Origin of the sequence: Breoghania corrubedonensis, from assembly GCF_003053845.1 — a bacterium.
Classification (GTDB): domain Bacteria; phylum Pseudomonadota; class Alphaproteobacteria; order Rhizobiales; family Stappiaceae; genus Breoghania; species Breoghania corrubedonensis.
Window position 1 is genome coordinate 69,479 of record NZ_QAYG01000008.1, and the last position, 26,492, is coordinate 95,970.

Annotated in this window: 19 protein-coding genes and 1 pseudogene; 10 read left to right on the top strand and 10 right to left on the bottom strand. The window is 63.2% G+C overall.

All coding sequences use genetic code 11. The features are described from left to right. Positions 1–77: 77 nt before the first annotated feature. From C8N35_RS17910 to C8N35_RS17950, 9 genes are all read right to left on the bottom strand, one after another. The gene (locus C8N35_RS17910; protein ID WP_245926850.1) at positions 78–791 is read right to left on the bottom strand and encodes an ABC transporter ATP-binding protein; all 714 of its coding nucleotides are present in this window, start codon (positions 789–791) and stop codon (positions 78–80) included. Next, positions 784–1,560: an ABC transporter ATP-binding protein gene (locus C8N35_RS17915; protein WP_107991100.1), complete on the bottom strand. Its 777-nt coding sequence runs from the start codon at positions 1,558–1,560 to the stop codon at positions 784–786. Before C8N35_RS17915 ends, C8N35_RS17910 begins: the two co-directional genes overlap by 8 nt. Beyond that, positions 1,557–3,419, bottom strand: coding sequence for an ABC transporter permease (locus tag C8N35_RS17920; RefSeq protein WP_107991101.1), 1,863 nt, complete (start codon positions 3,417–3,419; stop codon positions 1,557–1,559). The genes C8N35_RS17915 and C8N35_RS17920 overlap by 4 nt, the downstream gene beginning before the upstream one ends. 89 nt (positions 3,420–3,508) lie before the next feature. Next, positions 3,509–4,711 (bottom strand): ABC transporter substrate-binding protein, encoded by a 1,203-nt coding sequence (locus C8N35_RS17925; RefSeq protein ID WP_107991102.1) that lies wholly within the window; start codon positions 4,709–4,711, stop codon positions 3,509–3,511. A 105-nt stretch (positions 4,712–4,816) separates the two neighbouring features. Further along, positions 4,817–5,884: an aromatic ring-hydroxylating dioxygenase subunit alpha gene (locus tag C8N35_RS17930; protein ID WP_107991103.1), complete on the bottom strand. Its 1,068-nt coding sequence runs from the start codon at positions 5,882–5,884 to the stop codon at positions 4,817–4,819. Positions 5,885–5,916: 32 nt separating this feature from the next. After that, a complete protein-coding gene (locus tag C8N35_RS17935; protein WP_107991104.1) occupies positions 5,917–6,501 on the bottom strand; it encodes an amino acid synthesis family protein in 585 nt (194 codons plus the stop codon). Then, entirely contained in the window at positions 6,494–7,393 is a 900-nt protein-coding gene (locus C8N35_RS17940; RefSeq protein WP_245926851.1) for a UPF0280 family protein, read from the bottom strand. Before C8N35_RS17940 ends, C8N35_RS17935 begins: the two co-directional genes overlap by 8 nt. After that, positions 7,390–8,844 carry a 6-hydroxynicotinate reductase gene (locus C8N35_RS17945; protein ID WP_107991226.1) on the bottom strand — a complete coding sequence of 485 codons (1,455 nt, stop codon included), beginning with the start codon at positions 8,842–8,844 and terminating at the stop codon, positions 7,390–7,392. Before C8N35_RS17945 ends, C8N35_RS17940 begins: the two co-directional genes overlap by 4 nt. Positions 8,845–9,031: 187 nt before the next feature. After that, a complete protein-coding gene (locus C8N35_RS17950; RefSeq protein ID WP_107991105.1) occupies positions 9,032–9,865 on the bottom strand; it encodes a ferredoxin--NADP reductase in 834 nt (277 codons plus the stop codon). Between the two features lie 220 nt (positions 9,866–10,085). On the opposite strand from C8N35_RS17950, the gene C8N35_RS17955 reads away from it, so the two are divergent. The 4 genes from C8N35_RS17955 (at position 10,086) to C8N35_RS17970 (ending at position 17,688) form a co-directional block, all read left to right on the top strand. Continuing rightward, entirely contained in the window at positions 10,086–10,928 is an 843-nt protein-coding gene (locus tag C8N35_RS17955) for an FAD binding domain-containing protein (RefSeq protein ID WP_107991106.1), read from the top strand. A 10-nt stretch (positions 10,929–10,938) separates the two neighbouring features. Next, on the top strand, positions 10,939–13,701 hold the full coding sequence (locus tag C8N35_RS17960; protein WP_107991227.1) for a molybdopterin-dependent oxidoreductase: 2,763 nt from the start codon (positions 10,939–10,941) through the stop codon (positions 13,699–13,701). 85 nt (positions 13,702–13,786) lie between these two features. Further along, positions 13,787–15,919, top strand: coding sequence for a hydantoinase/oxoprolinase family protein (locus C8N35_RS17965; protein WP_107991107.1), 2,133 nt, complete (start codon positions 13,787–13,789; stop codon positions 15,917–15,919). After that, on the top strand, positions 15,916–17,688 hold the full coding sequence (locus C8N35_RS17970) for a hydantoinase B/oxoprolinase family protein (RefSeq protein WP_107991108.1): 1,773 nt from the start codon (positions 15,916–15,918) through the stop codon (positions 17,686–17,688). The genes C8N35_RS17965 and C8N35_RS17970 overlap by 4 nt, the downstream gene beginning before the upstream one ends. Before the next feature lie 34 nt (positions 17,689–17,722). Here the strand turns inward: C8N35_RS17970 and C8N35_RS17975 are convergent, their stop codons facing one another. Then, positions 17,723–18,610, bottom strand: coding sequence for a MurR/RpiR family transcriptional regulator (locus C8N35_RS17975; protein WP_107991109.1), 888 nt, complete (start codon positions 18,608–18,610; stop codon positions 17,723–17,725). Positions 18,611–18,722: 112 nt separating this feature from the next. On the opposite strand from C8N35_RS17975, the pseudogene C8N35_RS17980 reads away from it, so the two are divergent. The 6 genes and pseudogenes from C8N35_RS17980 to C8N35_RS18005 all read left to right on the top strand — a co-directional run bounded on the left by C8N35_RS17980 (position 18,723) and on the right by C8N35_RS18005 (position 26,205). Then, positions 18,723–19,687, top strand: a pseudogene (locus C8N35_RS17980) (TAXI family TRAP transporter solute-binding subunit). Between the two features lie 133 nt (positions 19,688–19,820). Then, the gene (locus tag C8N35_RS17985; protein ID WP_107991110.1) at positions 19,821–22,454 is read left to right on the top strand and encodes a TRAP transporter permease; all 2,634 of its coding nucleotides are present in this window, start codon (positions 19,821–19,823) and stop codon (positions 22,452–22,454) included. 11 nt (positions 22,455–22,465) lie between these two features. Then, positions 22,466–22,900, top strand: a complete 435-nt coding sequence (locus C8N35_RS17990) for a universal stress protein (protein ID WP_107991111.1) — start codon at positions 22,466–22,468, stop codon at positions 22,898–22,900. 34 nt (positions 22,901–22,934) lie between these two features. Next, on the top strand, positions 22,935–24,257 hold the full coding sequence (locus C8N35_RS17995) for an aspartate aminotransferase family protein (protein ID WP_107991112.1): 1,323 nt from the start codon (positions 22,935–22,937) through the stop codon (positions 24,255–24,257). 204 nt (positions 24,258–24,461) lie between these two features. Beyond that, complete coding sequence (locus C8N35_RS18000; protein WP_107991113.1) at positions 24,462–25,100, top strand: GntR family transcriptional regulator; 639 nt, start codon at positions 24,462–24,464, stop codon at positions 25,098–25,100. A gap of 151 nt (positions 25,101–25,251) precedes the next feature. After that, positions 25,252–26,205 (top strand): D-2-hydroxyacid dehydrogenase family protein, encoded by a 954-nt coding sequence (locus C8N35_RS18005; RefSeq protein WP_107991114.1) that lies wholly within the window; start codon positions 25,252–25,254, stop codon positions 26,203–26,205. The last annotated feature ends 287 nt before the right edge of the window (positions 26,206–26,492 follow it).

The window sequence follows — 26,492 nt, forward strand, 5'->3', positions numbered from 1 at the left end:
GTCGGTGGTCTCAAACGATCGCCAGCCTGGAGCGATTTCTTGTCGACCGGATCGATTCGATCCGGTCGGAACATGCTCTAGACCGACAGGTATGCATCGCGGATCTCGGGATGATTCTCAAGCTCCGCAAAAGATCCGTCGAACTTCTTCTCGCCGCCTTCGATAATGACAGCGCGATCGGCAACGATCCGGGCGAAGTGGAGGTTCTGCTCGGAAATGATGACGGTCAAACCTTCCGCCTTGAACTTCAGGATCGTCTCGGCCATCTGCTCCACAATGATCGGCGCGATGCCCTCCGATGGTTCGTCGAGCAGCAGCAGGCTCGGGTTGCCCATCAGGGTTCGCGCGATGGTAAGCATCTGCTGTTCGCCGCCCGACATCGCCTTTCCCTGTGCGTTGCGGCGCTCCCACAGGTTCGGGAACAGCTCGAACATGTCGGCCTCCGTCCAGTAGGGCGTATCCGCGCGTCGCGCCTGCCGGCCGACTTCCAGATTTTCCAGGATCGTCAGGTCTGTAAAGATCCGCCGTTCCTCTGGCACGTACCCAAGGCCAAGCCGGGCCACCTTGTGCGGCGGCATTCCGGTGATCTGCGAACCGTGGAAGCACACCTGACCACGACGCGGGCGCACGAGCTGCATGATCGATTTCATGGTCGTTGTCTTGCCGGCGCCGTTGCGGCCCAGAAGTGCGACGACTTCGCCGCGATCGACCGAGAAACCCAGGCCGTTGAGGATATGGGCCTTGCCGTAGAAGCTGTGGACACCTTCGAGGGTGAGCATGGGTTCAGGCATGAGAGGTCTCCTCCGCCGCGTAGAGAGTGCCGCCGCCGAGATAGACTTCCTGGACATGCGGATTGGATCGCACCTCGGCCGCCGTGCCGTCGGCGATCAGCTCTCCCCGGTTCAACACCATGATGTGATGGGCATGGGCGAAGACCACATCCATGTCGTGCTCGGTGAAGAGTACCGAAATGCCCCGTTCCTTCACGATGTCGGCGGTCAGCTGCATCAGTGCGATGCGCTCGCGCGGTGCCATGCCTGCGGTCGGTTCGTCCATCAGCAGCAGCGTCGGTTTGTGGGCGAGCGCGATGGCCAGTTCCAGACGTTTCAGATCGCCATAGGCGAGGATCGCACAGGCGCGGTCCGCCTGTTGCGCCATCCCGACGACGTCGAGCAGGGCCATCGCTTCCTCGCGGTAGAGCCTGTAGGCGTAGGGCAGCATGGAGAAAAGACGGCGGTGATGGGAAATCAGCGCCATCTGAACGTTCTCCGCCACCGTCATGGACTGGTAGGTGCCGGTGATCTGGAAGGTACGGCCGACGCCGCGCCGCCAGATTTCGCGCGGCGGCAGCCCGGTGATCGGCTCGCCGTTCAGTTCCACCTTGCCGGCGGATGGCGTGATCTGCCCCATCAGCATGTTGAAGCAGGTGGATTTGCCTGCTCCATTCGGCCCGATCAGCGCCTTCAGTTCGCCGGGGGCGACGTCGAAGCTCACCTCGTGAACCGCGCGCAAACCGCCGAAATAGCGGGTCAGATTCTCAACCCTGAGGACCGGCGTCATCGCATGCTCTCCTCTTCACGCACGATTCCGATGCGTTCACCGAGCTTTCGCAGCGATCCGACGATGCCGTCGGGTGCGACGATCACCACCGCGATGATCACGAGGCCAAGGATGAGGCGCCAGTATTCCAGACGGGTCAGCCAGTCCTTCGCGCTTTCCATGAACGCCGCGCCGACAACGCCGCCTGCGAGCGTCTTGACGCCACCAAGGAAGACGACGATCAGCGCATCGAAGCTGGTCGAGATGCTGAGTTCATCGGGGAAGATCGAGCCTTTGGAGAAGACGAAAAGACCGCCGGCGAGCCCTGCGAAGGCACCGGCAAGGGTGAAGGCCATCCACTGGATCTGCTTGACGTTGATGCCTGTCGCCTCCGCCTGGCGGGCGCTGTCGCGGGTGGCCCTCAGCGCGTAGCCGAAGGGCGAATGCATGATGTGGCGCAACACGAGGATGCCACCGATGCCCATGGCGAGGGTGAAATAGTAGTAGGCGGTAGTGCCCGACAGCCATTTCGAGGGCCAGATGCTGACCAGCCCGTCATCGCCGCCGGTCACCTCTCCCCACTGGAAGACGAGCGACCAGACGAGCTGGCTGAAGGCCATGGTCAGCATGGCGAAATAGACGCCGGACAGGCGAATGCAGAACCAGCCGATGCCGATGGCGAGCACGCCGGCGCCGAGCGGCGCGAGCGCGAAGGCCAACTCCATCGGAGTGTTGAAATAGGTCACCAGCAGCGCAGCCACATAGGCACCGCCGCCGAAAAAGACCGCGTGACCGAAACTGACAAGGCCGCCGGTCGACAGGATGAACTGCAACGATGTGGCGAACAGGCAGAAGATCAGGATGTCGATAATCAGCACCTGAGTGAAGGTGGAGCCGAAGACCGGGATTAGCGCCATGAATGCAATGAGGGCCAGCACAAGGCTGCGCCCGATCCATCCGGCGGGACGGATGGGGCGTTGCGGTTCGCCGATCTGGCCGTGTTCACCGGCCTTCTCCTCGCGGCCGAGCAGGCCCCAGGGACGGATCATCAGCACGATCGCCATCACCACGTACATCAGCACGAGCGTGCTCTGGGGGACGTAGGCGACACCGAAGACGTTGAGGACGGAGATCAGCACCGCGGCGATGAAGGCGCCGGGAATGGAGCCCATGCCGCCAACGACGACAACGACGAAGACCTCGGCGATGATCGAGAAGTCCATCAGGAGGTCGGCCCCGCCCTTGGGCAACTGGATGGCGCCGCCAAGGCCCGCGAGCGCGGAACCGAGGAAGAAGACGCCTGTGAAGAGCCAGGACTGGTTGACGCCCAGTGCGCCGACCATCTCGCGGTCCTGGGTCGCGGCGCGCACGAGAATGCCGACGCGCGTCTTGGTGATGAGCCACCATAGGCCCAGGAGGATGAAGGGCGTGATGGCGATCAGGGCCAGATCGTATTGCGGGACGGGTTCACCGAGAATGCGGACCACGGATTTCAGCCCGGGGGCGCGGGGGCCCAGCATGTCCTCGCCGCCCCAGATCATCAGGGTCAGATCCTGAATGACGAGGATGACGCCAAACGTGGCGACGAGCTGAAACAGCTCTGGCGCGCGATAGACGGGTCGCAACACGCAGATCTCGATGACGACACCGATCAGCCCGACGGCGACGCCGGCGAGCACGATGGCGCCCCAGAAGCCGACTGCGCCGGGAAGCACGCCCATCAGTGTGATGCCGACATAGGCGCCCAGCATGTAGAGCGAGCCATGGGCGAAGTTCACGATGCGTGTGACGCCGAAGATCAGGGAGAGACCGGAGGCCACCAGGAAAAGCGCCGCCGCGTTTGCAAGCCCGGTGAGGAGCTGCGCAACTAAAAGGCCCATAGCGTTCGTTCTGTTCTTGCTTGAAGGGGACCCGTCCGCCGGTCGCAGGGCGGCAGCGGACGGGATTTACGGCGCAGGAGGCGCTCCGCTCACTCGGCAGGACGCATCGCCCTGATCTCGTCGTCGCTTGGCATGTAGGGCGCCGGATCCTTGTAGGACCAGTCGACCATCACGCCCTTGTCGTCCTTCACGGTCGTGGTGCCGACATAGGCGCCCATGGTCGACTGGTGGTCGAGCGCACGGTAGGTGATCTCGCCCATCGGCGTTGCGACCTTCAGATCCTTGAAGGCCTCCAGCATGGCGTCCGTGTCCGTGGAGCCGGCCTTGGTGATGAGCGCGGCGATGCTCTTGGCGGTCATGTAACCGACGAGGCTGCCGATCTTCGGCGTCTCGCCCGGATAGGCGGCCTCATAATCGTCAACGAACTGCTTGGCCGGACCGTCGGTGAAGGCGTACCAGGGATAACCGGTGACGAACCAGCCCTCCGGTGCCTCGGCACCGAGCGGCTCGAGATATTCCGGCTCGCCGGTCAGAAGGCCGTAAACCATGCGGCCTTCGAAAAGGCCCCGGGTGGTGCCCTCACGCACGAACTTCTGCAAGTCGGTGCCGAAGGTCACGTTGTAGATGGCATCGGGCTTGGCCCGTTCCAGCGCCTGCACTTCGGCTCCGGCGTCGATCTTGAAGAGTGCCGGCCACTGTTCGGTGACGAACTCCACATCGGGCTTCAACGCCTTCAGGTTCTTCTTGAAGGCCTCGACGGCCGCCTTGCCGTAGGCGTAGTTGGGCGCGATCGTCGCATACTTGACCGCGTCGGTCTTGGCGGCCTGTTCGGCCAGCATCGCGGCCTGAACATAGGTGGAGGCGCGCAGGCGGAAGGTGTACTTGTTGCCCGAACTCCATACGATGTCGTCGGCGAGCGGCTCCGCCGCCAGGTAGATGTAGCCCTTCTGGCCGGCGAAGGAGGAGATGGCGAGGCCGACGTTCGACAGGATCGAGCCGGTCAGCATGACTGCGCCGTCCCGTGTCATCAGCTCTTCGGCGATCTTGACCGCATCGCCGGGCTTGCCGTCATCGTCGCGGTGGATGAATTCCAGCGGCCGGCCGAGGACACCGCCGGCGTCGTTGATCTGCTTGGCAGCCAGTTCGATACCCTGCCGATACGGCTCCGCGAAGGCCGCAAGCCGCTTGAAGTGGTTGATGTCGCCAATCTTGATGCTGTCGGCGGCCGTGGCCGCGCTCCCCGCAACAAGGGCTGTGGCCAATGCGGCCACTGTGGTGATGAGCTTTTTCATTGATCCCTCTTTCTGGTTGTCGCGTGCGCGGCCTTTTCGACCGTTCTGTGTATCCGAAAGGATGCCGGTTATAGCCGGTCTGGTTCTGGCAGGCGTTGTTATCGGTCAGTCGTGATAGACGAAGGCGGGTGTGGGGGCTGTCGCGAGATCCTGGGTCCGCTCGCGCTCGACCATCTCGCTGATGCGTTTGCGGTAGACCATCGGCCCCTTGTCGATGGCGATGCGGATCGGCCGCCGTTTCTGCGGGCGTTCCTCTTCCTGCTGGATCGCCTCCAGCACGTCCTTGTCCTCCTGGAAAGCGCCGCGCAGCAACTCGTCCATCGTCTCCGCTGCCGTATCATCCTCGAGAGCGGTGTTGCGGATGTGCATCCAGCGATCGATCGTGTGATTGGCGGTGACCGGGGTCATGAAGTGCAGGGCGAAGATGCGGTTGCCCTTGTTGCGTTCGTCTTCGGCGATGGCATCGCGCGTGAGTGCGCAGCCGAAGTCGATGACGGCGATCGCGGGCGTGTAGAGATGGTAATAATGCCAGCGGTCGACGTTCTCCGTAAAGCCGCCGAATTTCCTGAAGAAGCCGATCGGTTCGCCATCGCGGATCCAGCGCCAGGCGACGATGGCCTTGCCTTCGGCGGCGACGTGAACCGGCACGTTCTCCGAGGACGAATTGCCGAGCGTCGTGGGGTGGACGAAGCTGACATGCGCCGGATCGACCAGATTTTCCGCAACGTTGAGGTAATTGGCCTTCAGGTGCAGCGCATCGCCCTGGTGGACGGCCCAGTTCGGATCGTCGAATTCGGGCATGTCGAAGATCTCGGCCGGATCCGCCTTCTCCTTGTCCCCCATCCAGATCCAGACGATGTCGTGACGCTCATGGACGGGATAGGCCTCGACGTAGGCTGAGGCCGGCAGATTGGACTGGCCGGGAATGCGCACGCACTTGCCGTCGCAATCGAAGGTCATGCCGTGATAGCCGCACTGGATATCGTCACCGATGCGCTTGCCTTTGGAGAGCGGCAGGAGCCGGTGCGGGCAACGATCCTCCAGGGCTGCGACGGTGCCGTCGGCCTTGCGGTACATGACGATGTTCTCGTCGAGGATCGTGAAGCGGCGTAGCTCCTGGTCGAATTCGCGGGCCCAGCCCGCGACGTACCAGGCGTTGCGGATGAATTCCATGCCGAGTTCTCCCTCCTTCGGCTGGCAGTTGACTATCTCAGGCCGTCTTCTCCCTTGATTTCGGACGCCTTGAGCCCGCCCATGCGGGCATGGACGCGCGGACCTGTCGTCATGACGAGTGCCAGCAGGATCTCGTCAGCGCGCGGGCTGTCGGGAATGCCGACCTCCATCGCGTCGAAATGCGAACGCACGAAGGATGCGTTGGTGTGGGTGATGGGAATATCGATGCGTGCGCCGAGACCGCCGACCTTCTTGGCCGACGGCACGATGGCCTTCGAGGCGGGCAGGATTTCGCGCATCGCGTAACCGCCCGGCACATGCCAAAGCGCGCCGTGTTCCAGCTCGCCGGCGGCGCCGACGATGGCGCCCTTGCCGTAGCCCTCGACTGCATTCACATCACCGCCGAGCGCGTCGACGAGATCCTTCGTCATCTGCAATCCGAGCGGCTTCAGGTCGTCCATGAAGCCGGTGAGGTCTTCGACATATTTGCCGGCAAAGGGGTTCTTGATCACCGCCAGGATGGCGGCGCGGCGACGCGGGGTTTCCGCGACCGGGCCGCCTTCGTGGAAGATTTCTTCGATGATGATGGCGCGTTTGCGCAATTGAGGCTCAGGCACAGACGGGTTCCTCCCGGATATGATCTGCGTTTTGCGTTATTGTTGAAGCCGGCGAAAGCGTGCGGCGATCGCCGGCAAGGCTCAGGTAGGCGGCTTTGAAAAGGCTCCGTTCCAGATAGCCGGTGGCCGCAGTCTCGCCGTTGTCAAGCGCCGTTGCGATTTCGGCTCTGGTCAGATTTTCGACACCGGTGGTCACGAGACGGGTTCCAAGGTCGCTATCTGGGGCAAGCTTGCGGGCCGGCTCGCGTTCGATGCGGAGCGAACCGGGCAGATCGACCTTGTTGGCAATCATGGTCGCCGCAGCGTCGGCTTTTGCCGCATTCGGGGCCAGTACGGTAACCGCATCCGCGATGCCGAGTGAATGCGACCTGCCCCGCCAGCCGCTGGTCGCGACGCCTCCGATTTCATCGTCCGGCCGTACCAGAATCATGCCGCCGGCGGCTCCTGTTACGGGATCGTCGCAGATGCCGACGCGAAAGACGCCTTCGTTGAGGCGCAGCGCGATATCGCCGCCGTTGTTCACATAGGCGCGCGAAAGGACCCGCCCGGCGATGAGGTTGGCCAGGACATGGTCGGCGACGCTTCCGGCAACGGCTGCCATGGGGGTGATGAACTCCGGCCGATAGGGGGTCGTCGCCTCATGCATCCGTCGGGCTACCGTGCCCCGCGGGCGGTTCGCGTTCCCTGAACGAAGCAACGGCAACTCGCGCACAAGGTCATGGAGGATCGTCTCGAACGCTTCGCGAGCCTGACGATAGGCACGGGTCACTTCCGCCGGCGCGCCATCAGCCTCGATGATGAGGTCGATCGGGCCGTGGCTCAGGTGCAGCCGTCGCCCGTCGGCGAGAAGGCGAGCGTTGGGGCGTTCGAAACCTGCCGGTTTCCTCATCATGCGCCCCTTTTCCAGGGATAGTTGTCCGGGCCGGTCGGCCAGGGGTTGGCGCCGGAATGCGTAACCCCGCGCCGTCCTTTCAGGATGTGGTCGGACTGGCGCCCGGTCTTGCCTTCCAGCGCTTCCGACAGCGGCATGACATAGTCCATGTGGCCGCCAAGAGCGCGGTAGTCGTCAGCCCGCATGGTGAATTCGATCGGCGCGACGAGGGCCGGTGTGGGCACGTACCCGAAGGCGTTTCTCGGCAAGCGGGTGACGTCGACCATGAAGGTGATGCCGCCACCCGGCCAGATGAACACCGGCGCGCCCCCTGAGGAAACGTAGGTCAGCGCCTTCTGCACCGAGCGGGTGAGGCCGACGGGGTGCTCGGTTACCCCGGAGCGCAGCGACCCGCCGGCGCCCGCCATGAAGAGAACGGAGGTCAATGCCGGTTCGCAATTCTCCTCGATGCGCTTTACCGAGGGCTGGAGTCGTTCCGGCATTTCCATTTCAACAGGCATCAGGTTTTCGTCGAGTTCGAAATAGGCCGCGTGCTCGCCGGTGGTTGAGACCATCAGCAGCGACAAGCCGGGCCTGGCCGTCCTGGGATCGAACGAACCGATGATCTTCAGCGGATCCGTCAGGTTTGTACCACCCCAGCCGGTGCCGGGCTCCGCGACCTGAAAATAACGTCCCGGGGTGGAGCGGCGGCCGTTGATCTTGATGCCGGTCGGCTGCCAGCCGATCACCTTGCCGGCCTGATGTTCGGACATGACGCCGGTGATGTGATCATCCACGACGACGACCTCGTCCACCAGGCCCTTCCATTGCGCGGCGAACATGCCGACGGTGGCGGAGCCGCAGCCGACCCGCATGCGCTCCTCGATCGCGCCGTTGATGACCGGGGCCTTGCCAGCCTGCACCGTCAGTTCCGTGCCGCCATCGATTGTCAGGTCGGCTGTCTCACCGTTGCACAGCGCCAACATTGTGGAACAGGTGACGCGGCCTTCCTTCTTGGAGCCTCCGGTCAGATGGTGGACACCACCCAGCGACAGCATCTGGCTGCCGTATTCGGAGGTGGTGACATGGCCGATGACCTCGCCGTCGGCGCGTACGGGCGCGCATTCGTCACCCAGATGCCGGTCGGTGTCGATCTTCAGCTTCACGCCGCAATAGCTGAAAATGCCCTCGGTCACGACGGTGACCATGTCCACGCCGGCAGTCTGCGAGGCGACGATGAAGGGGGCGGGCTTGTAATCGGGATAGGTGGTGCCGGCGCCGATGGCGGTGACGAAGGTCTGCGGTCCGGGGACGATTTCACCATCCCACTCGCGCTCAAGGAAGGGGACGACCTCACCGCCGGCCTCGGCAGCGATTTCCAGGATCTTCAGCGGGTCGAGGCGGACGAGCTTGCCGTCCTCGTTGGCGTAGCGGTCGCAGGCGCCGGAGCGACCGTCGGCGATGTAGCACATGACCGGGCAGGCGTCGCAGCGGATCTTTTCCGGTTTGCCGGTGGCGGCTGTCACTCTCACCCCTCCATTTGTTAGTATGCAAACATGTTTCGGAAAATCCCGTCAACGGGATTTACGTTGCGACTTCGCTGATTTGCTGGGCAGGAATGCCGAAAATCGCGTCACGCGATCGGAATTCCGAAGAAAATCAGTCGACAAAGGCGCGCTCGACAACAAACTGAGCGGGCTTGTTGTTCGCCCCTTCTTCCAACCCGTGGGAGAGGCAAAGCTCCTTTGTGTCCTTCAGCATGGCCATCGAACCGCAGATCATCGCGCGGTCGTCCTCGGGCCCCATGCGCGACAGGCCGAGATCCTCGAAAAGCTTGCCGGAGGTGATGAGATCGGTGATCCGGCCCTGGTGCTCGAAGGGTTCGCGGGTGACTGTCGGATAGTGGATGAGCCGGCCTTCCACGAGTTCGCCGATCAGCGGATCCTCTCTGAGCGCAGCAACGAGGTCCTGACCGTATTTCAGTTCGTCGACGAGGCGGCATCCGTGGGTCAGGATGAGCGTGCCGAACTTGTCATAGGTCTCGGGGTCGCGGATGAGGCTGGCGAAAGGGGCGATGCCCGTGCCGGTCGAGAACATCCAAAGCCGTTTGCCGGGTTCAAGTGCATCGTTCACCAGCGTTCCGGTCGGCTTCTTGCGCATCAGGATCGTGTCGCCTTCGCGGATCTTCTGCAGATGCTCGGTAAGCGGGCCGTCGGGCACCTTGATTGAGAAGAATTCCAGTTCCTCGTCCCAGGCAGGGCTTGCGATCGAATAGGCACGGAAGACCGGTTTTTCGGCGTTCGGCAGGCCGATCATGACGAATTCGCCGGAGCGGAACCGGAATTCCCGGGGCCTCGACACCCTGAAGCGGAACAACCGGTCCGTGTAATGCTGCACCTCGCGTACCGACAGGGCAAAACAACCGGCGGGAACGGCGAAGGGGGAGGGCTTTCCTTCGACAATGGGGGGATCGCTCTCAAGCGTATCGGACATCTGTTTCTCCGGGCCTTGGGACGCAGGGAAGTGGAACGTAGGGTAAGGTGATTGCCGTCAGGGACGATTATTGTTAGTATACAAATGAAAAATGCAAGCCATGCAAACCAAAAAGGCGTGCTGAAAATTTACGCATACCTGCCTCCGCCATCGCCTTGACAGGTCTCGGTCGTTGCGGTTCTACTTCGTTAGCATACAAACGAATGCGTTGAGGGAGACAATGCAGTTCCACCGGCCGGAGACGCTTGAGAGTGCCCTAGTCCTGATGGCGGACCGCCCTGTCCGCATTCTGGCGGGCGGAACCGATTTCTTTCCGGCATTGGGCGGAAAGACCTTGTGCGAGCCGGTCATCGACCTGAGCCGTGTCGACGGACTTTCCGGCATCATGAAGCAAGATGATCTGTGGCGTTTCGGTGCAACCACGACGTGGGCCCATATTGCCAAAGCCGATCTGCCTGCGATGTTCGATGGTCTGCGCCAGGCGGCGCGCGAGGTCGGTTCTATCCAGATCCAGAATGCGGGAACCGTTGCCGGCAATCTCTGCAATGCCTCACCTGCTGCGGATGGCGTGCCACCCCTTCTTTCCCTCGATGCGCAGGTTGAAATCTCCGGCGGCGCGGGGGTGCGGGTTCTTCCGCTTTCGAAATTCATCACCGGCGTGCGCAAGACCGAACTGCGGCCCGGTGAACTCGTTACCGCGATCCTTGTTCCGGATCGGCCGAAGACGTGTTCGGCCTTCCTGAAACTCGGCGCGCGGCGCTATCTGGTCATCTCCATCGCGATGGTCGCCGTCGCTCTCGAACTCGATGCGGCCGGTACGATCAGCGGCCTGGGTATCGCGGTCGGGGCCTGCTCTGCGGTCGCCACGCGATTGCCGGGCGCGGAAGCGCGGCTCATTGGGGTCACGCCCGATCCGGTTACCCTCAAGGCACGTCTCGGGGAGGAGGATCTGGAAGGACTGGCGCCGATCGATGATGTCCGCGCACGCGCCTCCTACCGGCGCAATGCGGCGCGCGAATTGATCTGCCGCGCCATCGTGAAGGCCGCAAGGGGAGGGGCTTGAATTGGCACTCGTGGATGTGGAAGCGCCGGCCGGCGTGTCGTTCCTGCTCAATGGAAAGCCCGTTCATCTCGACGCCTCGCCGGCGGCGCGGCTGTCCCTTGCGTTGCGCGAGCGCGGCGAGGCAAAGGATGTCAAGGTTGGGTGCGATGCCGGCGATTGTGGTGCCTGCACGGTGCTGGTTGATGGCCTTCCGGTCTGTTCATGCACTACGGCGCTTGGACAGGTCGATGGCGCGCATGTCGAAACGCAGGCCGGGCTCGTCGCCAATGACCCGCAGGCACGGGCGCTCGCGGATGCCTTTCAGCGGCACCAGGCGGCGCAATGCGGCATCTGTACGCCGGGCATGATGGTTTCGGCCGTTGCCCTGCTGCGCGAAAACAGCGCCCCGCAAGAGGCCGAGGTTCTTGATGCGCTGGGTGGCGTCCTGTGCCGTTGTACCGGATATCGCAAGATCATCGATGCGGTGATGGACGTGAACGGCAAGGCCGAACCCGTCCCCGTTGAGGCAAGGGCTGGCGAGATCACCTCTGGTGTCGGCGCCGCCATCGCCCGCATTGACGGCTGGCCCAAGGTGTCGGGCAGCGAACGCTTCGGCGACGACGTGGCGCCGGCGGGCTCCCTTGTCGTGAAGGTCATCCGTTCCCCCCATCACCATGCCGCTTTCGAGCTGGGCGATCTGGGTGCCTACAGGCGCGTGAGCGGGCTCGATCTGGTGATGAGCGCGGCGGATGTTCCCGGCCAGAATCGCTTCGGCGTCATCCCCGGTTTCGAGGATCAGCCGATGTTCGCCGAAGGCGAGACCCGCTTCAAGGGCGAGGCGGTCGCCGCTGTCGTCGGCCAGGCCGATGTAGTCGCCGCGCTCGATCTGTCGGCCTTCCCGGTCACCTGGACGCCGCTGCCGCATGCGCTGGTGCCGAATGAGGCGGCGAAGGTCGCGAACCTGCACGAGACGCGGGCCAACAACGTCATGTGTCGTGGGTTTGTCAGGCATGGCGATCCGGAAGCTGCCATGCCGGCAGCGTCGGTGGTGGTCGAGGGGACATTTTCCACCGGCTTCATCGAGCACGGTTATATCGAACCGGAGGCGGCCTATGCCGAACGGCGCGGCGAGCGGCTGGAAGTTCATTGCTGCACGCAGGCACCCTACATGAACCGGGCCGGTCTCGCCGGTCTCCTCGGGCTTTCGGAACGTGCGATCAGGGTGGTTCCGACAGCTGTCGGCGGCGGCTTTGGGTCCAAGCTCGACCTTACCGCCCAGCCCTATGCTGCGCTCGCCGCATGGCTGACGGGCCGTCCCGTGCGCATCACCTATTCGCGCGGCGAATCCATCGCCTCTTCCACAAAGCGGCATCCGTCCGAAATCAGCATGAAGATCGGTGCGACGGCCGACGGCACAATTCTCGCCGTCGAGTTCGACGGCACGTTCAATACAGGCGCCTATGCGAGCTGGGGGCCCACGGTCGCCAACCGCGTGCCGATCCATGCGTCGGGCCCCTATCGCACGCCCAACTATGTGGCGCGCAGTGCCGGCATCCATACCAACACGGCTCCGGCCGGGGCCTTCCGTGGTTTTGGCGTGCCGCAATCCGCGCTCGCGCAGGAACCCCTCTACGATGAGATCGCCCGCGCTCTTGGGATCGACCGGCTTGAATTTCGCCGCAGGAATGCGCTTCAAAACGGCGATCCGACTGTCACCGGCCAGGTCTTCACGCAAGGCATGGGCATCATCGACTGCTTTGACGCGCTGGAACCGCACTGGAAGCGGGTGGTCGCCGAGGCGGAAGCGTTCAATGCGTCGGCGGATGGGCAGGTTCGTCGCGGCGTCGGCGTTGCCGGAGGCTGGTACGGGTGCGGGAACACGTCGATGTCCAACCCCTCCACGATCCGTGCCGGGATCACGAAGGAGGGCAAGGTCGTGCTGCATCAGGGCGCGACCGATATCGGCCAGGGCTCCAACACCGTCATCACCCAGATCTTCGCGACGGCGCTGGGGCTTCCGGTGGAGGCGATAACGCTGGTCGGTCCGGACACGGATGTCACGCCGGATGCGGGCAAGACCTCGGCGAGCCGCCAGACCTTCATCACCGGCAATGCGGCCCGGCTTTGCGGCGAGGCATTGAGGGCGCGGATCCTTCGGCTCGGTAACGTGTCGGACGGTGCCGTTCTGAAAATCATCGGGGCGACGATCATTGCTCATGATGCCGCAGGAGAGCGGGTGATCGATATCGCCTCGCTTGAACCCGACAACGGCTCTTACGTGCTGGAGACGATCGAGAGCTACGATCCGCCGACATCGCCGCTCGACGAGAACGGGCAGGGTGAACCTTACGCCGTCTTCGGCACGACCGCGCAGATGGCGGAGGTCGAGGTCGACATGGCGCTCGGTACCGTGAAGCTGCTCCGTATCATCGCCGCCCATGATGTCGGCAAGGCGATCAATCCGCTGCTGGTCGAAGGTCAGGTGCATGGCGGCGTGGCGCAGGGCATCGGTCTGGCGCTGATGGAAGAGTTCCTGCCAGGCCGCACCGAGAACCTGCACGACTATCTCATCCCCACCATCGGTGACGTGCCGCCCATCGACGTGCTGATCCTGGAAACGGGCGACGCACACGGGCCCTATGGCGCCAAGGGCCTCGGGGAACACTGCCTGATCCCGACGGCCCCCGCGATCATCAATGCCATTACCGATGCCTCCGGCGCGAAGGTCCGGCATATGCCGGCGACGCCGGACAAGGTCTTGCAAGCCATCCGCGAATGCTCCGCCGCGCACTGATCCGGGCCGGACCATTCGCGGAAAAGTTCGCCGGGCGTCTGCGCCCGGCCTCCCGACCACATTCATTCAACGAGAAGTCCAATCCATGAGCGTGTCGACCCGGGCCGTCCCGCCCCTGAATGCCGGCGACGAGGCCGGCTCTCCCGATCTGCCCGAGCGCCAGTCGCTGGTGGCCGGTATCGATGTGGGTGGCACCTTCACCGATCTGGTGCTCTTTGATGCGGGCAAACGCGAGGTGCGTCTCGCCAAGACACCGACGACCCTCGATAACCAGGCTTTCGGCGTTCTCAACGCGCTCCACTCCGCGGGAGCGGATCTGGCTGCGCTCGACCTCATCGTCCACGGCACCACGACGACGACGAACGCCGTTCTGGAGCGCAACCTGTGCAAGACCGGTCTTGTCACCACGCAGGGGTTTCGCGATGTACTGGAACTCGGCCGCCGTACGCGGCCCCATGCCTATGGCATGAAAGGCCATTTCGTGCCGGTCATCCCACGCAACCTGCGACTGGAAGTACCGGAACGCTTCGATGCAGACGGTTGCGAGCTGGTGCCACTTGACGAAGAGGCGCTGCGCGCCGCGCTGAAGGCGCTTCTCGATCAGGGCTGCGAGGCGCTGGTCATCCATTTTCTGCATGCTTATGCCAATCCGGCGCACGAGATCCGCGCCGGAGAGATCGCGGCCGAAGTCTGGCCCAACGAGAACATCACGCTTGGCCATGCGCTGCTTTCGGAAAGCCGTGAGTTCGAGCGTGGCGTGACCGCGGCGATCAACGCCTCCGTCCAGCCGCTGCTGCGTCGCTACGTGGAACGGCTGGCGGATCAGCTCGCGCAGGAGGGGTTTCGCCACGACGTTCTGGTGATGAACGGCAATGGCGGCATGGTGTCGGCGCGCCGGGTGGCGATCGAGGCGGCGAAGACGGTGATGTCGGGACCTGCTTCCGGCGTCATGGCGGCGGCGACCACAGGCCGGCGCGCCGGTATCCCCGATCTGCTCACCTACGACATGGGCGGCACCTCCACCGACGTCGCTCTCATCCGCAATGCAGAGCCTGCGGTCTCCAACGAGATCGAGATCGAATATGCCATGCCGATTCATGTGCCCATGGTCGACGTGCGCACGGTGGGGGCCGGTGGCGGCTCGATCGCGCGGGTGACCGAGGCGGGGCTGCTTCAGGTGGGCCCGGAAAGCGCCGGATCGACGCCGGGGCCGATCTGCTACGGGCGTGGCGGTGTCCGTCCGACCATCTCGGACGCGAACCTGTTGCTCGGCAGGATGAACCCGGAAAAGCTCAACTCGGTCTCTGGCGAGGTTTCGCTGGCCGATATCGAGGCGATCTTTGCCGAGAAGCTCGGGGTCCCGCTCGGTGTCGATGCGATCGAGGCGGCGGCCGCCGTTCTCAGGATCGCCAACACCCGCATGGCGGACGCGGTGCGGATGGTGTCGGTCAGCCTTGGTGAGGATCCTCGCGATTTCGCACTCTTTGCCTTTGGCGGCGCCGGGCCGCTGCACGCGACCGCGATCGCGCGTGAACTCGGCGTGCCGCGCGTGCTGGTTCCGGCGCGACCCGGCATCACCAATGCCCTGGGCTGTGTCGTTGCGGATCTCCGGCACGACTTCGTCAACACAGTCAACAAGCCGCTGGAGGTTCTCGATATCGAGACCGTCCACGCGCTTTTCGATCAACAGTCGGCTGAAGGACGGGCGCTGATCGGAAAGGAAAACGTGCGTATCGACGAGCTGAAGGAAATCCGCTCCGTCGACATGCAGTTCATCGGCCAGACGCACCTTCTGCGCGTTCCCTTAGAAACGGCACGGCCGAGCCTGGAGGATCTCCAGCGGCTTTTCGAGGACGCCTATTTCAGCCGCTTCCACGTCGAATTGCCGGAGATCAAGGCAAGCCTCGTCAACGTCAACACCTCCGTTGTCGGGCGTCGCGAGGAGATCGACCTTTCGTTGCTGATCGATCCGCATGGCCGCAAGGCGAGCCTTGAGGAGGCGCGCACGGGAATGCGCCGGGTCTGGTTCGACGGGTTCCGGGAAACGCCCGTCTACTGGCGCGATCATCTGCCGCTTGATGCGGAAATCGAAGGGCCGGCCATCGTCGAGCAAATGGACACCACCATCGTCATCGAGCCTGGAGACCGGGGCGTGCAGGACGGCGACGGCAACATCATCATCACGCTTGCGGCGAACGCCTGGGGAGACGACGCATGAGCCTCGATCCGATCACACTCAGCGTCATCCAGTCGGGTCTGCAACAGGTTTGCGACGAGATGGACCTGAGCTTTTCGCGCGCGGCCTTCTCGCCGGTGATTGCGGAGGCGAACGACCGCTCCGACGGCATCTATTCGGCCGAAGACGGCTCGCTGATCGCGCAAGGTGCCGGTGGCCTGCCGGTCTTCGTCGGCACCATGCAGGCGTCCACGCGGACGCTGATCGCGATGATCGCCGAGGGCCGGGTACCGGCGCCGGTACCCGGCGACATCTATATCGTCAACGACCCCTATCTCGGCGGCACGCACCTGATGGATGTGCGCTTCGCCATGCCGTTCTATCGGGATGGCGAGATCTTCTGCTGGTTGTCGAACACCGGTCACTGGCCGGACACCGGCGGCGCGGTGCCGGGCGGTTTCTCAGCCTCGGCCACGTCCGTCGAGCAGGAAGGTCTGCGTCTGCCGCCGGTCCGCCTGTTCAAGAAGGGGGTTCTCGATCAGGAGATCTATTCGATCATCTGTTCCAACATCCGCGTCTCGGAACAGCGCATCGGCGACGTCAAGGCGCAGGCCGCGGCGCTGCTGGTTGGCGAGAAGCGGCTCGGCCGGATCCTCGATCGCTACGGCGACGACGTGGTGCGCGATGCGATCGCGGAGTTGCGGCGCCGGGCTGCGGAACAGATGCGTGCCAACATCCGCCTCATCCCCGACGGGGTCTATCACTCGCGCGCCTACGTGGACAGCGACGGTGTGGTGGACGAACCGCTCGAGATCCGGCTTGCCATCACGGCGCGGGATGGTGAACTGAGCTTCGATTTCTCAGGGTCCTCGAAGCCCTGCATGGGGCCGATGAACTCGGTTCTGGCGACGACGCTTTCCTCCGTCTATCTCGCCATGCGTCACATTTTCCCTGACGTGCCGATCTCCGCCGGTGCCTTCGAGCCGCTGAAGGTGAAGACACCGCAAGGCACATTCCTCGACGCCCATTATCCGCGTCCCGTTTCAGGCTGCGCGGCCGAGGTCAGCCAGCGTATCGCGGAAGCCGTGTTCGCCGCGCTCGTCGAGGCGTTGCCGGACCGGGTCACGGCGGCGCCGGCGGGAAGCTCGGGCAACTTCGCCCTTGGTGGCCATGATCCCGACCGCAACCGGGATTTCGTGATGTACCAGATCTCGGGAGGAGGCTACGGCGGCAACAGCGATCATGATGGGCTTTCCAACGGCTGCTCGACAATCGGTATCTCCAAGGCGCCGCCGGTGGAGATCATGGAGCAGCAATTCCCCGTTCTCTATCACCGCTATGCCCTGCGCGAAGGCTCCGGCGGCGCGGGGAAGCATCGCGGGGGCTTCGGGCTGGATTACGAGATCGAACTGAGGCGCGGCCACGCCACCGCCAGCTTCGTCATGGATCACGGCCGCTTCGGCCCGCAGGGCGCACTCGGCGGCAAGGACGGCACGCCGAATACGGTCACCGTTTATCAGGACGGCAAGGCGATCGTGCCGGCCCATCTGTCCAAAGCGCAGGATATTCCGTTAAAGCCGGGCGATCGGGTGCGGGTCGGAACTCCGGGAGGCGGTGGCTACGGCGATCCGCTCGAGCGCGATCCGGAAGCGGTCGCCCAGGATGTCCGGCTTGGCCGCTATACGGTGGGGGAAGCCCGCGATCTCTTCGCAGTGGTCCTGTTGCCCGATGGCACGGTATCGGTCGCGCCAACCGCCGGGCTGAGGGAACAGGCGTCCCGCGCCGCCAGCTACGGTGCCACTGCCGTATGAAGCGCGGATCGGGGCGTCGTTTCCCGATCGCGCGTCACCTGCCGGTTGTCGGATCCGACAAAACGTAGCCGCGAAAGCGCTTGATGCGCTCTTCGAAATCGTGGACACGGCGCTCCGCATCCGGTGCGCGCAGGACCATCTCGGCCAGCAGAAGCTCGATGATGGAGAGAGCAGGCGCCAGTGACGGTATGAGATGCGGGCCGGCCATCGGCAAGGGGACGACCTTCCAGGCGCCTCGGGCGACCGGAGAGGCCATGCTGTCCGTCAGGGCAATGACCCGGGCTCCGCATTCGTTCGCGATCGTTACGCCACGGACCACCTCCCAGGAATAGTGGGCATAGGTGATGGCAATGACGATGTCCCGGGGGCCGGCTTGCGACACCATGTCCATGATGCCACCGGGCTCGTTGGGCGTGTGGACAATGTTCGCGAATGCCATCGCACCGACATAGGTGAAGTAGTGGGCGAGCGAGAAGCAGCTCCTGACGCCGATGCAGTAGATCCGCCGCGCGGTCACCAGCTCCTGTGCGCAGGTTGCGAGCAGCGTCCGCATTCCCGGGGAAAATGCCGCTGCCAGATTGGCATTGGTCGCTTTTCGCAAGGATTCCCAGGTGTCGGCGCCACTGCGTCTGGTGAGCGCGTGGGCTCGCTTCGAGTAGGGCACGAAGTTTTCGCGCAACGCGGACTGGATATCGGCGCGAAACGAATCGTAACCGGCATAGCCCAGTGCCTTGGCAAGCCTTACCGCAGAGTTCGGGTTGACCGAGGCTGCTCCCGCTGCTGCGCGCAGCGACCGGAACGCCACTTCCTGGTAATTATCCAGTACCCAGGCTGCAAATGCCGAGACTTGCGGAGAGCCGCCTTCGACGATTTCGCTAATGTCTCTCCGCAATTCCTCGGTGGATCGTATCGCGGCGTTCAAGGCTCGCTCCCCATTGCGTGAAGCAGGCGTCCTGCGTCATTGACAAAAAGAATACGTCTGTTTCTATGGAGCTTTACTGATTTCTGCCCGACAAACAATTCTGGAGGTAACTATGAACCGACGTCAGGCTTTCTTAGCAACCGTGCTTGCATTCGCCCTTGCCGGCGGAGCTCAGGCGGCGGATCAGCGTTTCATCTCGATCGGTACCGGTGGCGTCACGGGCGTCTACTACCCCACCGGCGGTGCCATTTGCCGGCTGGTCAACAAGGAACGCAAGACCCACGGCATTCGGTGTTCGGCGGAGTCGACGGGCGGCTCGGTCTACAACATCAACACCGTGCGCTCAGGCGAGCTGGATTTCGGCGTCGCCCAGTCCGACTGGCAATATCACGCCTACAAGGGCACCTCGAAGTTCGCGGATCAGGGGCCGTTCGAGAAGGAGCGCTCTGTTTTTTCCGTGCACCCCGAGCCGTTCACCCTGATCGTGCGGGCCGATAGCGGTATCGACAGCTTCGAGGGGCTCAAGGGCCACAAGGTGAATGTCGGCAATCCGGGCTCCGGTCAGCGCGCGACCACGGAAGTCGTCATGGATGCCTACGGCATGAAAATGGACGATTTCTCGCTCGCCGCCGAGCTCAAGGGCTCTGAAATGGCCCAGGCTCTGTGCGATGGCAAGATCGACGCCATGATCTACACCATCGGACACCCGGCTGCCGCGATCACCGAAGCGGCCACGACCTGCGACGTGAAGCTGGTTTCGGTCAAGGGCGCGCCGATCGACAAGCTGGTCGCCGACAACCCCTATTACCGCATCGCCACCATTCCCGCCGGCATGTACAAGGGGACCGATGAGGAGGTGACCACCTTCGGCGTTGGCGCCACGTTCATCACCTCCGCCGACGTTCCCGACGACGTTGTCTACACGGTGGTCAAGGCTGTCTTTGACAATTTCGACGACTTCAAGAAGCTGCACCCCGCCTTTGCCCACCTTAAGGAGGAGGAGATGATCAGGACGGTCTGTCCGCTCCGCTCCATCCCGGTGCGATCAGGTATTACAAGGAACGCGGCTGGATGTAGCCGTCCCTTCAGCCTCCCGCGCCGGTACGTCGCGGGAGGCTTTTTCAATGATCTGAAACATGCCGGCCCGGCACACCGGGGCGGTCTTGTGGCTGACCGGGTCTCGTTTCATCCGGGGCGATGAGGGAGCGTCATGAACAACGAAACCGCGGACCGGCAGAACAGTCCCCGCGCGGCACCCGATGTCGATGTGATGGTCGCCGAGGTCGAAACCGGTGCGCGCCATTGCGCGGGGGTGACCGGAAAGATCATTCTGGCACTGGCCTTCGTCTGGTCGTGTTTCCAACTCTACATCGCCTCGAGCACGCCCTTCTTTCTCACGGAACTGACGGGAATCAATCTGGTCTTCAATAACCAGGAAGCCCGTCAGATCCATCTGGCCTTTGCCCTTGTGCTGGCGATGCTCGCCTATCCGTTGCTAAAGTCCAGCCCGCGTGATCGTGTGCCGTTCTACGACTGGGTGCTGGCATTCGCGGGCGCCTCGGCGTGCCTGTATCTGCTGTATTTCAAGGAAGATATCGCGGGGCGCGCGGGGCTGCCGACGACAGCCGACCTGGTCTTCTCTTCGCTTGGCATGGTGACGCTCGCCATCGCTGTCTTCCGCGCGCTGGGCCTGCCGCTCGTCATCGTCGCCTCCGTTTTCGTCTTCTACGTCTTCTTCGGGCACCTGTCCTTCATGCCGGATGCGCTGATGTGGAAGGGGGCCTCCTATTCCAAGGCGCTGTGGCACTACTGGATGCAGACGGAAGGCGTCTTCGGCGTCGCGCTCGGCGTTTCCGCATCGATGATCTTCCTGTTCGTGCTGTTCGGCTCGCTATTGGAAAAGGCCGGCGCCGGCAGCTACTTCATCAAGCTCGCCTTCGCGCTGCTCGGCCATCTGCGCGGCGGGCCGGCAAAGGCCGCTGTCGTCGCCTCCGCGCTGTCGGGCCTCTATTCGGGTTCCTCCATCGCCAATGTGGTGACGACGGGCACCTTCACCATCCCGCTGATGAAGCGCACCGGCTTCACGGCGGAAAAGGCCGGCGCGGTTGAAGTGGCGTCGTCGACCAACGGTCAGCTGACGCCGCCTGTCATGGGCGCGGCCGCGTTCCTGATCTCCGAGTTCACCGGTGTCTCCTATCCCGAACTCATCAAGCACGCCTTCCTGCCCGCCGTCATTTCCTACATCGCGCTCGTCTACATCGTGCACCTTGAGGCGCTGAAGCTGGGCTTGAAGGGGCTGGATCGCCCCAGCCCGATGGGCACGCTGGCAAGCCGGCTCGCCAATGTGCTGTTCGGTTTTCTCTTCGTCGCCGTCATCGCCATCGTCGTCTATTACGGGCTTGGCTGGATCAAGGTTGTCCTTCCGGGAATGGGTTTCTGGGGCGCGACCTTGTTGTTCCTCGCCGGTTATCTGGCGCTGCTTTCGGCTGCCGCGCGCCATCCCGATCTGGAACCGGACGATCCCAACACGCCCATCGACGTGCTGCCGCGTCCGTGGGATGTCGCGATCACCGGTTTTCACTTCATTCTGCCTATCGTCATCCTGATCTGGTGCATCCTCATCGAGCGGTTGTCGCCGACGCTGTCGGCCTACTGGGCGACGATGGCGATGATCTTCATCGTGCTGACGCAACGTCCGTTGAAACAGTTCATGCGCGGTCAGGGGGCGTTTGCCGCGGGCTTCAGGCAAGGCTGGGGCGATTTTGTCGAAGGCATGATCGCGGGTGCGCGCAACATGATCGGCATCGGTGTCGCCACGGGCGCTGCCGGTGTCATCGTCGGAACAGTGTCGCTGACCGGCCTGCACCAGGTTGTGGGGGAGTTCGTCGAGTTCCTGTCCGGCGGCAGCCTGATGGCCATGCTGCTGCTTGTCGCCGTCATGAGCCTGCTGCTTGGCATGGGTCTGCCGACAACCGCGAACTATATCGTCGTCTCCTCGCTGATGGCTCCGGTGATCGTGTCGGTGGGGGAGGGGTCGGGGCTGCTCCTGCCGCTCGTGGCGGTTCATCTCTTCGTCTTCTATTTCGGCATCCTGGCCGATGATACGCCACCGGTTGGGCTGGCGGCCTTCGCGGCCGCTGCGATCTCGGGTGGTGATCCGATCCGCACCGGTATCCAGGGGTTTGCCTACGACATCCGCACCGCGCTGCTGCCGTTCCTGTTCGTGTTCAACACGGAGCTGCTGCTGATCGACGTCACGCCGCTCAAGGCGGTCTTCATCTTCTGCGTTGCGGTCGTAGCGATGCTTCTGTTCGCTGCCGCCACACAGGGCTACTTTCTTGCCCGCAGCCGCATATGGGAATCGCTGGCGCTGCTGCTGGTCGCCTTCACGCTTTTCCGGCCCGGGTTCTGGCTCGACTATCTGGAGCCCCCCTTTGTCGATCATCCCGGAGCGCAGATTCTGCAAATGGCGCGCGATGCGCCCGCGGACGGGGATATCCGGTTCGTCATAGAGGGACCGGATTTCAACACCGGCAAGACGGACACGCTCACGGTGCGGGTCGGTCTTGGGGCGCCGGGCGATGGGGCGGAGCGGCTGAAGCGCGCCGGCCTCGTCGTCAGCGAGGCGGACGGCAAGGCGCTTCTTGAAGAGCCGTTCCCCGGGACACCCTTCTTCCAGAAACTCTCAGGCTACGATTTCTATGGCGATACGCCCGTGGAGGTCGCGAAAATAGAGACGGAAGCGGAAAGGATGCCGAAGGAAATCTTCTATATTCCTGCGCTGGCGCTGCTCGGTTTCGTGGTCATGCTACAACGCAGGCGCCAGACCGTTCCGGCATTCTGAGGAGAAGCCGAATGTACAAGCGGATACTCGTTCCCATCGATCTGCAGGACACCGTTGTCGCCGCGCAGGTGCTGGGGGATGCGGCCTATATCGCGCGGGCCAGCGGGGCGGTACTACATCTGCTCACCGTCGTGCCGACCTATTCGATGTCGATCGTGGGATCGTTCTTCCCCGATGGCTACGAAGCCAAGGCGCTGGACGCGGCGCGGACCGCGCTCGCCGAATTCATGGGCGCGCAGGATACGCCAGATGGGGCGAAGGGCCACGTTGCCCACGGCACGATCTACGACGAGATCATGAAGGCGGCGGACAAGCTCGATTGCGATCTGATCGTCATGGCGTCGCATCGGCCGGAACTCAAGGATTACCTGCTTGGCCCCAATGCCGCCCGGGTCGTGCGGCATGCCAACCAATCCGTCTTTGTGGTTCGTGCCACGAACGCCTGATGGGCGTCGCGACGAACAAGCAACAGAAGAAAAAATGACAGGACACATCTTCGGACGCTCCACGCGTCTGATGCCGCCCGCCGCCGCGAAGGGCGAGGGCTGCTATATCATCGACAAATCGGGCAAGCGCTACCTCGACGGGTCCGGTGGGGCCGCCGTTTCCTGTCTTGGACATAGCGACGCGGATGTCGCGGCGGCGATCCGCGCACAGCTTGACGATATCGCCTTCGCTCACACGAGCTTCTTCACCTGCGATGCGGCGGAAGAACTGGCCGACCTCCTTGTCGAGCATGCCCCTGAGGGTATCGATCGCGTCTATCTCGTTTCCGGAGGATCGGAAGCGGTGGAGGCGGCGATCAAGCTCGCCCGCCAGTATTTCGTGGAAACCGGAGAGCCCGGGCGCCACCGTGTCATTGCACGGCGCCAGAGTTATCACGGCAACACGCTTGGCGCGCTTGCCGCCGGTGGCAATGCCTGGCGGCGCGCGCAATTCGCGCCACTTCTGGTGGAAACATCGCATATCTCGCCTTGTTACGAGTACCGTGGCCGGGCGGAGGGGGAGACGCCGGAGGCATTCGGACGGCGCGTGGCCGAAGAGCTTGCGGCGGAGATCGAGAGGCTGGGTCCGGAAACGGTCATGGCTTTCGTTGCCGAGCCGGTCGTCGGTGCGACGCTCGGCGCGGTGCCGGCGGTAGAAGGCTATTTCAAGCGTATCCGCGAGATTTGCGATCGCTATGGCATATTGCTGATCCTTGATGAGGTGATGTGCGGAATGGGGCGAACAGGCTCGTTCTTCGCCTGCGAGCAGGACGAGATCGCCCCTGATATCATCACCATCGCCAAGGGCCTTGGCGCCGGCTATCAGCCGATTGGTGCCATGCTGTGCTCAGGGCGCATCTATGAGGCGATCGCGGCCGGTTCGGGCTTCTTCCAGCACGGCCATACCTACATGGGGCATCCGTTGGCCGCCGCCGCAGGCCGGGCCGTGGTCAAGGCGCTTGATGAACGCGGACTGGTCGCGCGGGTCCGCGAGCAGGGGCGCAAGCTTGACGCGGCCTTACACTCCGCCTTCGCTCAGCATCCTCATGTCGGGGATATCCGTGGACGTGGACTTTTCCGGGGTGTGGAAATCGTGCGCGATCGCGCGACCAAGGAACCGTTCGAGCCGGAGCGCGGGATCGCGGCCCGGGTCAAGAAGGCGGCTTTCGAGTCGGGGCTGATCTGTTATCCGATGGGAGGCACCATCGACGGTCGGCGTGGCGACCATGTTCTGCTCGCGCCGCCCTTCATCATATCCGATGAGCAGATCGGCGAACTTGTCGGCAAGCTTCAGATGGCATTCGCCGAAGTGCTCTGAGGGCTTGCTTCTCACTGCGCATCACGCTGCCCCAAACGCCACCTGTTTGGGGTGGCCGATGCCTGTTGCGGGCCGAGGACAGGGTGTCGCCCGCTCCGATTTCCGGGCTGTTGTCCACAGTGCGGCGGAAACGTGCGGAGGGAACATTACGTCCGCATCGTATTCACTTAGCGACCATGCGAACAATCGTATACACTGGTGCACATGAAGAGCACGCCCGCCAATCCCGAAAGCCTGTATGATCGTCTGCTGGAGGCGATTGAACAGGGCGAACTCGGCCCCGGTGACGCCTTGCGCGAGTCGCGCCTTGCGGAACGTTTTGGCACATCTCGCACGCCTGTACGCGAGGCGTTGCGCCGGCTTGAGGCGCAAGGTCTGGTAACCCATCACGCACACAAGGGATGCGTGGTCGCCGCGCTTGATTACGACCAGATCGGCGAGCTTTACGCCGCGCGCGAGGTCATGGAAGGATCGGCTGCACGCGGCGCGGCGCTCCATGCGGCACCGCAGGAAATCGCCTTGCTGCGCCAGCTCGTGGAAGACGGGCGGGCCATGGTGGACAAGCCAGTGGAACTGGCTGTCATCAATCGGCGCTTTCACCGTGTCATCCATCGCTCCTCGCACAACCGCTATCTCAACCAGTTGCTCGACACCATGCGCGTGCACATGGCGCTGATCGAGGGCACGACGCTGTCGCTGCCCGAACGCGGTGCCCAGTCGATCGTCGAACACGAAGCCATTGTCGATGCGATCGCCGCGCGCGATCCCGATACGGCTGAGAAGGCGACACGGCGCCATGTGGCCACCGCCTATCAGAACCGGGTCGCGATGCTTTTGAGCTGAGAGATCTTCCGGTCTGGACGTCTGCGCATTTGGAAGAACCTGCGGATCTTCTGCCCGCAATGGACCCTACCGATTTCCGGTTTCCAGCCGTTACGATGTTCTCTATCTGTCGGGTCTCGGCCCCAGACCAGTCGGAGGTTTGCTGAAAAGCATGCGGATTGCGGTTCTCGATGACTACCAGCGCGTCGCCCTGTCCTTTGCGGATTGGAGCAAGGTCAAGGCCAGAGCCGAAGTTACGGTCTATTCGACGCCGTTGGGCAGCGAGGAGGATGTGGTCGCCGAACTGCAGCCCTACGACGCAGTCTGCCTGATGCGCGAACGCACGCCTTTTCCGGCCTCGGTCATCGATACGCTGCCCAACCTAAAGCTGATTGTCACGACCGGCATGCGCAATGCCGCGCTCGATGTGGGCGCGGCCGAGCGGCGCGGCATCGTCGTGTCGGGTACGCATTCGCCGGGCCATGCCACTGCGGAACTCGCTTTCGGACTGATGATCGGGCTGGCGCGGAACATGCTGGCGGAAGTGCGCTCGCTCACCTGTGGCGGGTGGCAGGTTGGTGTTGGTCGCGATCTGCGCGGCGCGACGCTCGGTATCATCGGCCTCGGCAGGCTGGGCTCGCAGATGGCCGGTTTCGGCAAGGCGTTCGGCATGGACGTCATCGCCTGGAGCGAGAACCTGACCGATGAGCGTTGCGCCGAGGTGGGCGTGGGACGTGCGCCAAACCTGGAGGGCCTGCTGCGGCGTTCCGACTTCGTGACCATCCATACGAAATTGTCGGAGCGCACCCGCGGGCTGATCGGTGCGTCCGAATTGGCGCTGATGAAGCATGACGCCATTCTCATCAACACATCACGAGCGCCCATTGTCGACACCATGGCGCTAATCGCGGCTCTCTCCAGCGGGCATATCGGCGGTGCGGGTATCGACGTGTTCGATGAGGAGCCATTGGCGGCGGTTCATCCTCTTCATGCCGCCCCAAATCTCCTGATGACGCCGCATCTGGGGTATGTGACGCGAGAAACCTATGCGGTCTTCTACCGCGAAACAGTCGAGGCGCTGGAAGCGTTTCTCTCGGGAGATCTCGTACGCCCGTTATCGGCCTGAGCGCCGGGTAGATACGGTAGAGGTAAGAACAACCTGTGGTTTTTGGCTCGGCTGGCCTATTGATAAAAACCCCTTAGACAAAAGTCTAAATTCATATACTGACGCCGTGTTCTGCTGTTTTGATGCATTGCGGTATGTCCATACTGGATGCGGATAATTCTTATCCGATGTAAATTCTGAAGCGCAAGAATAGGCTCTTTGTTCGACTTTGGCCGCGCCAAAGGTCGTATTGCGTAAATCGACTTAAATTTCCTATGTATTGTGCCTCTGCGCCGAGGCCTGGAGGG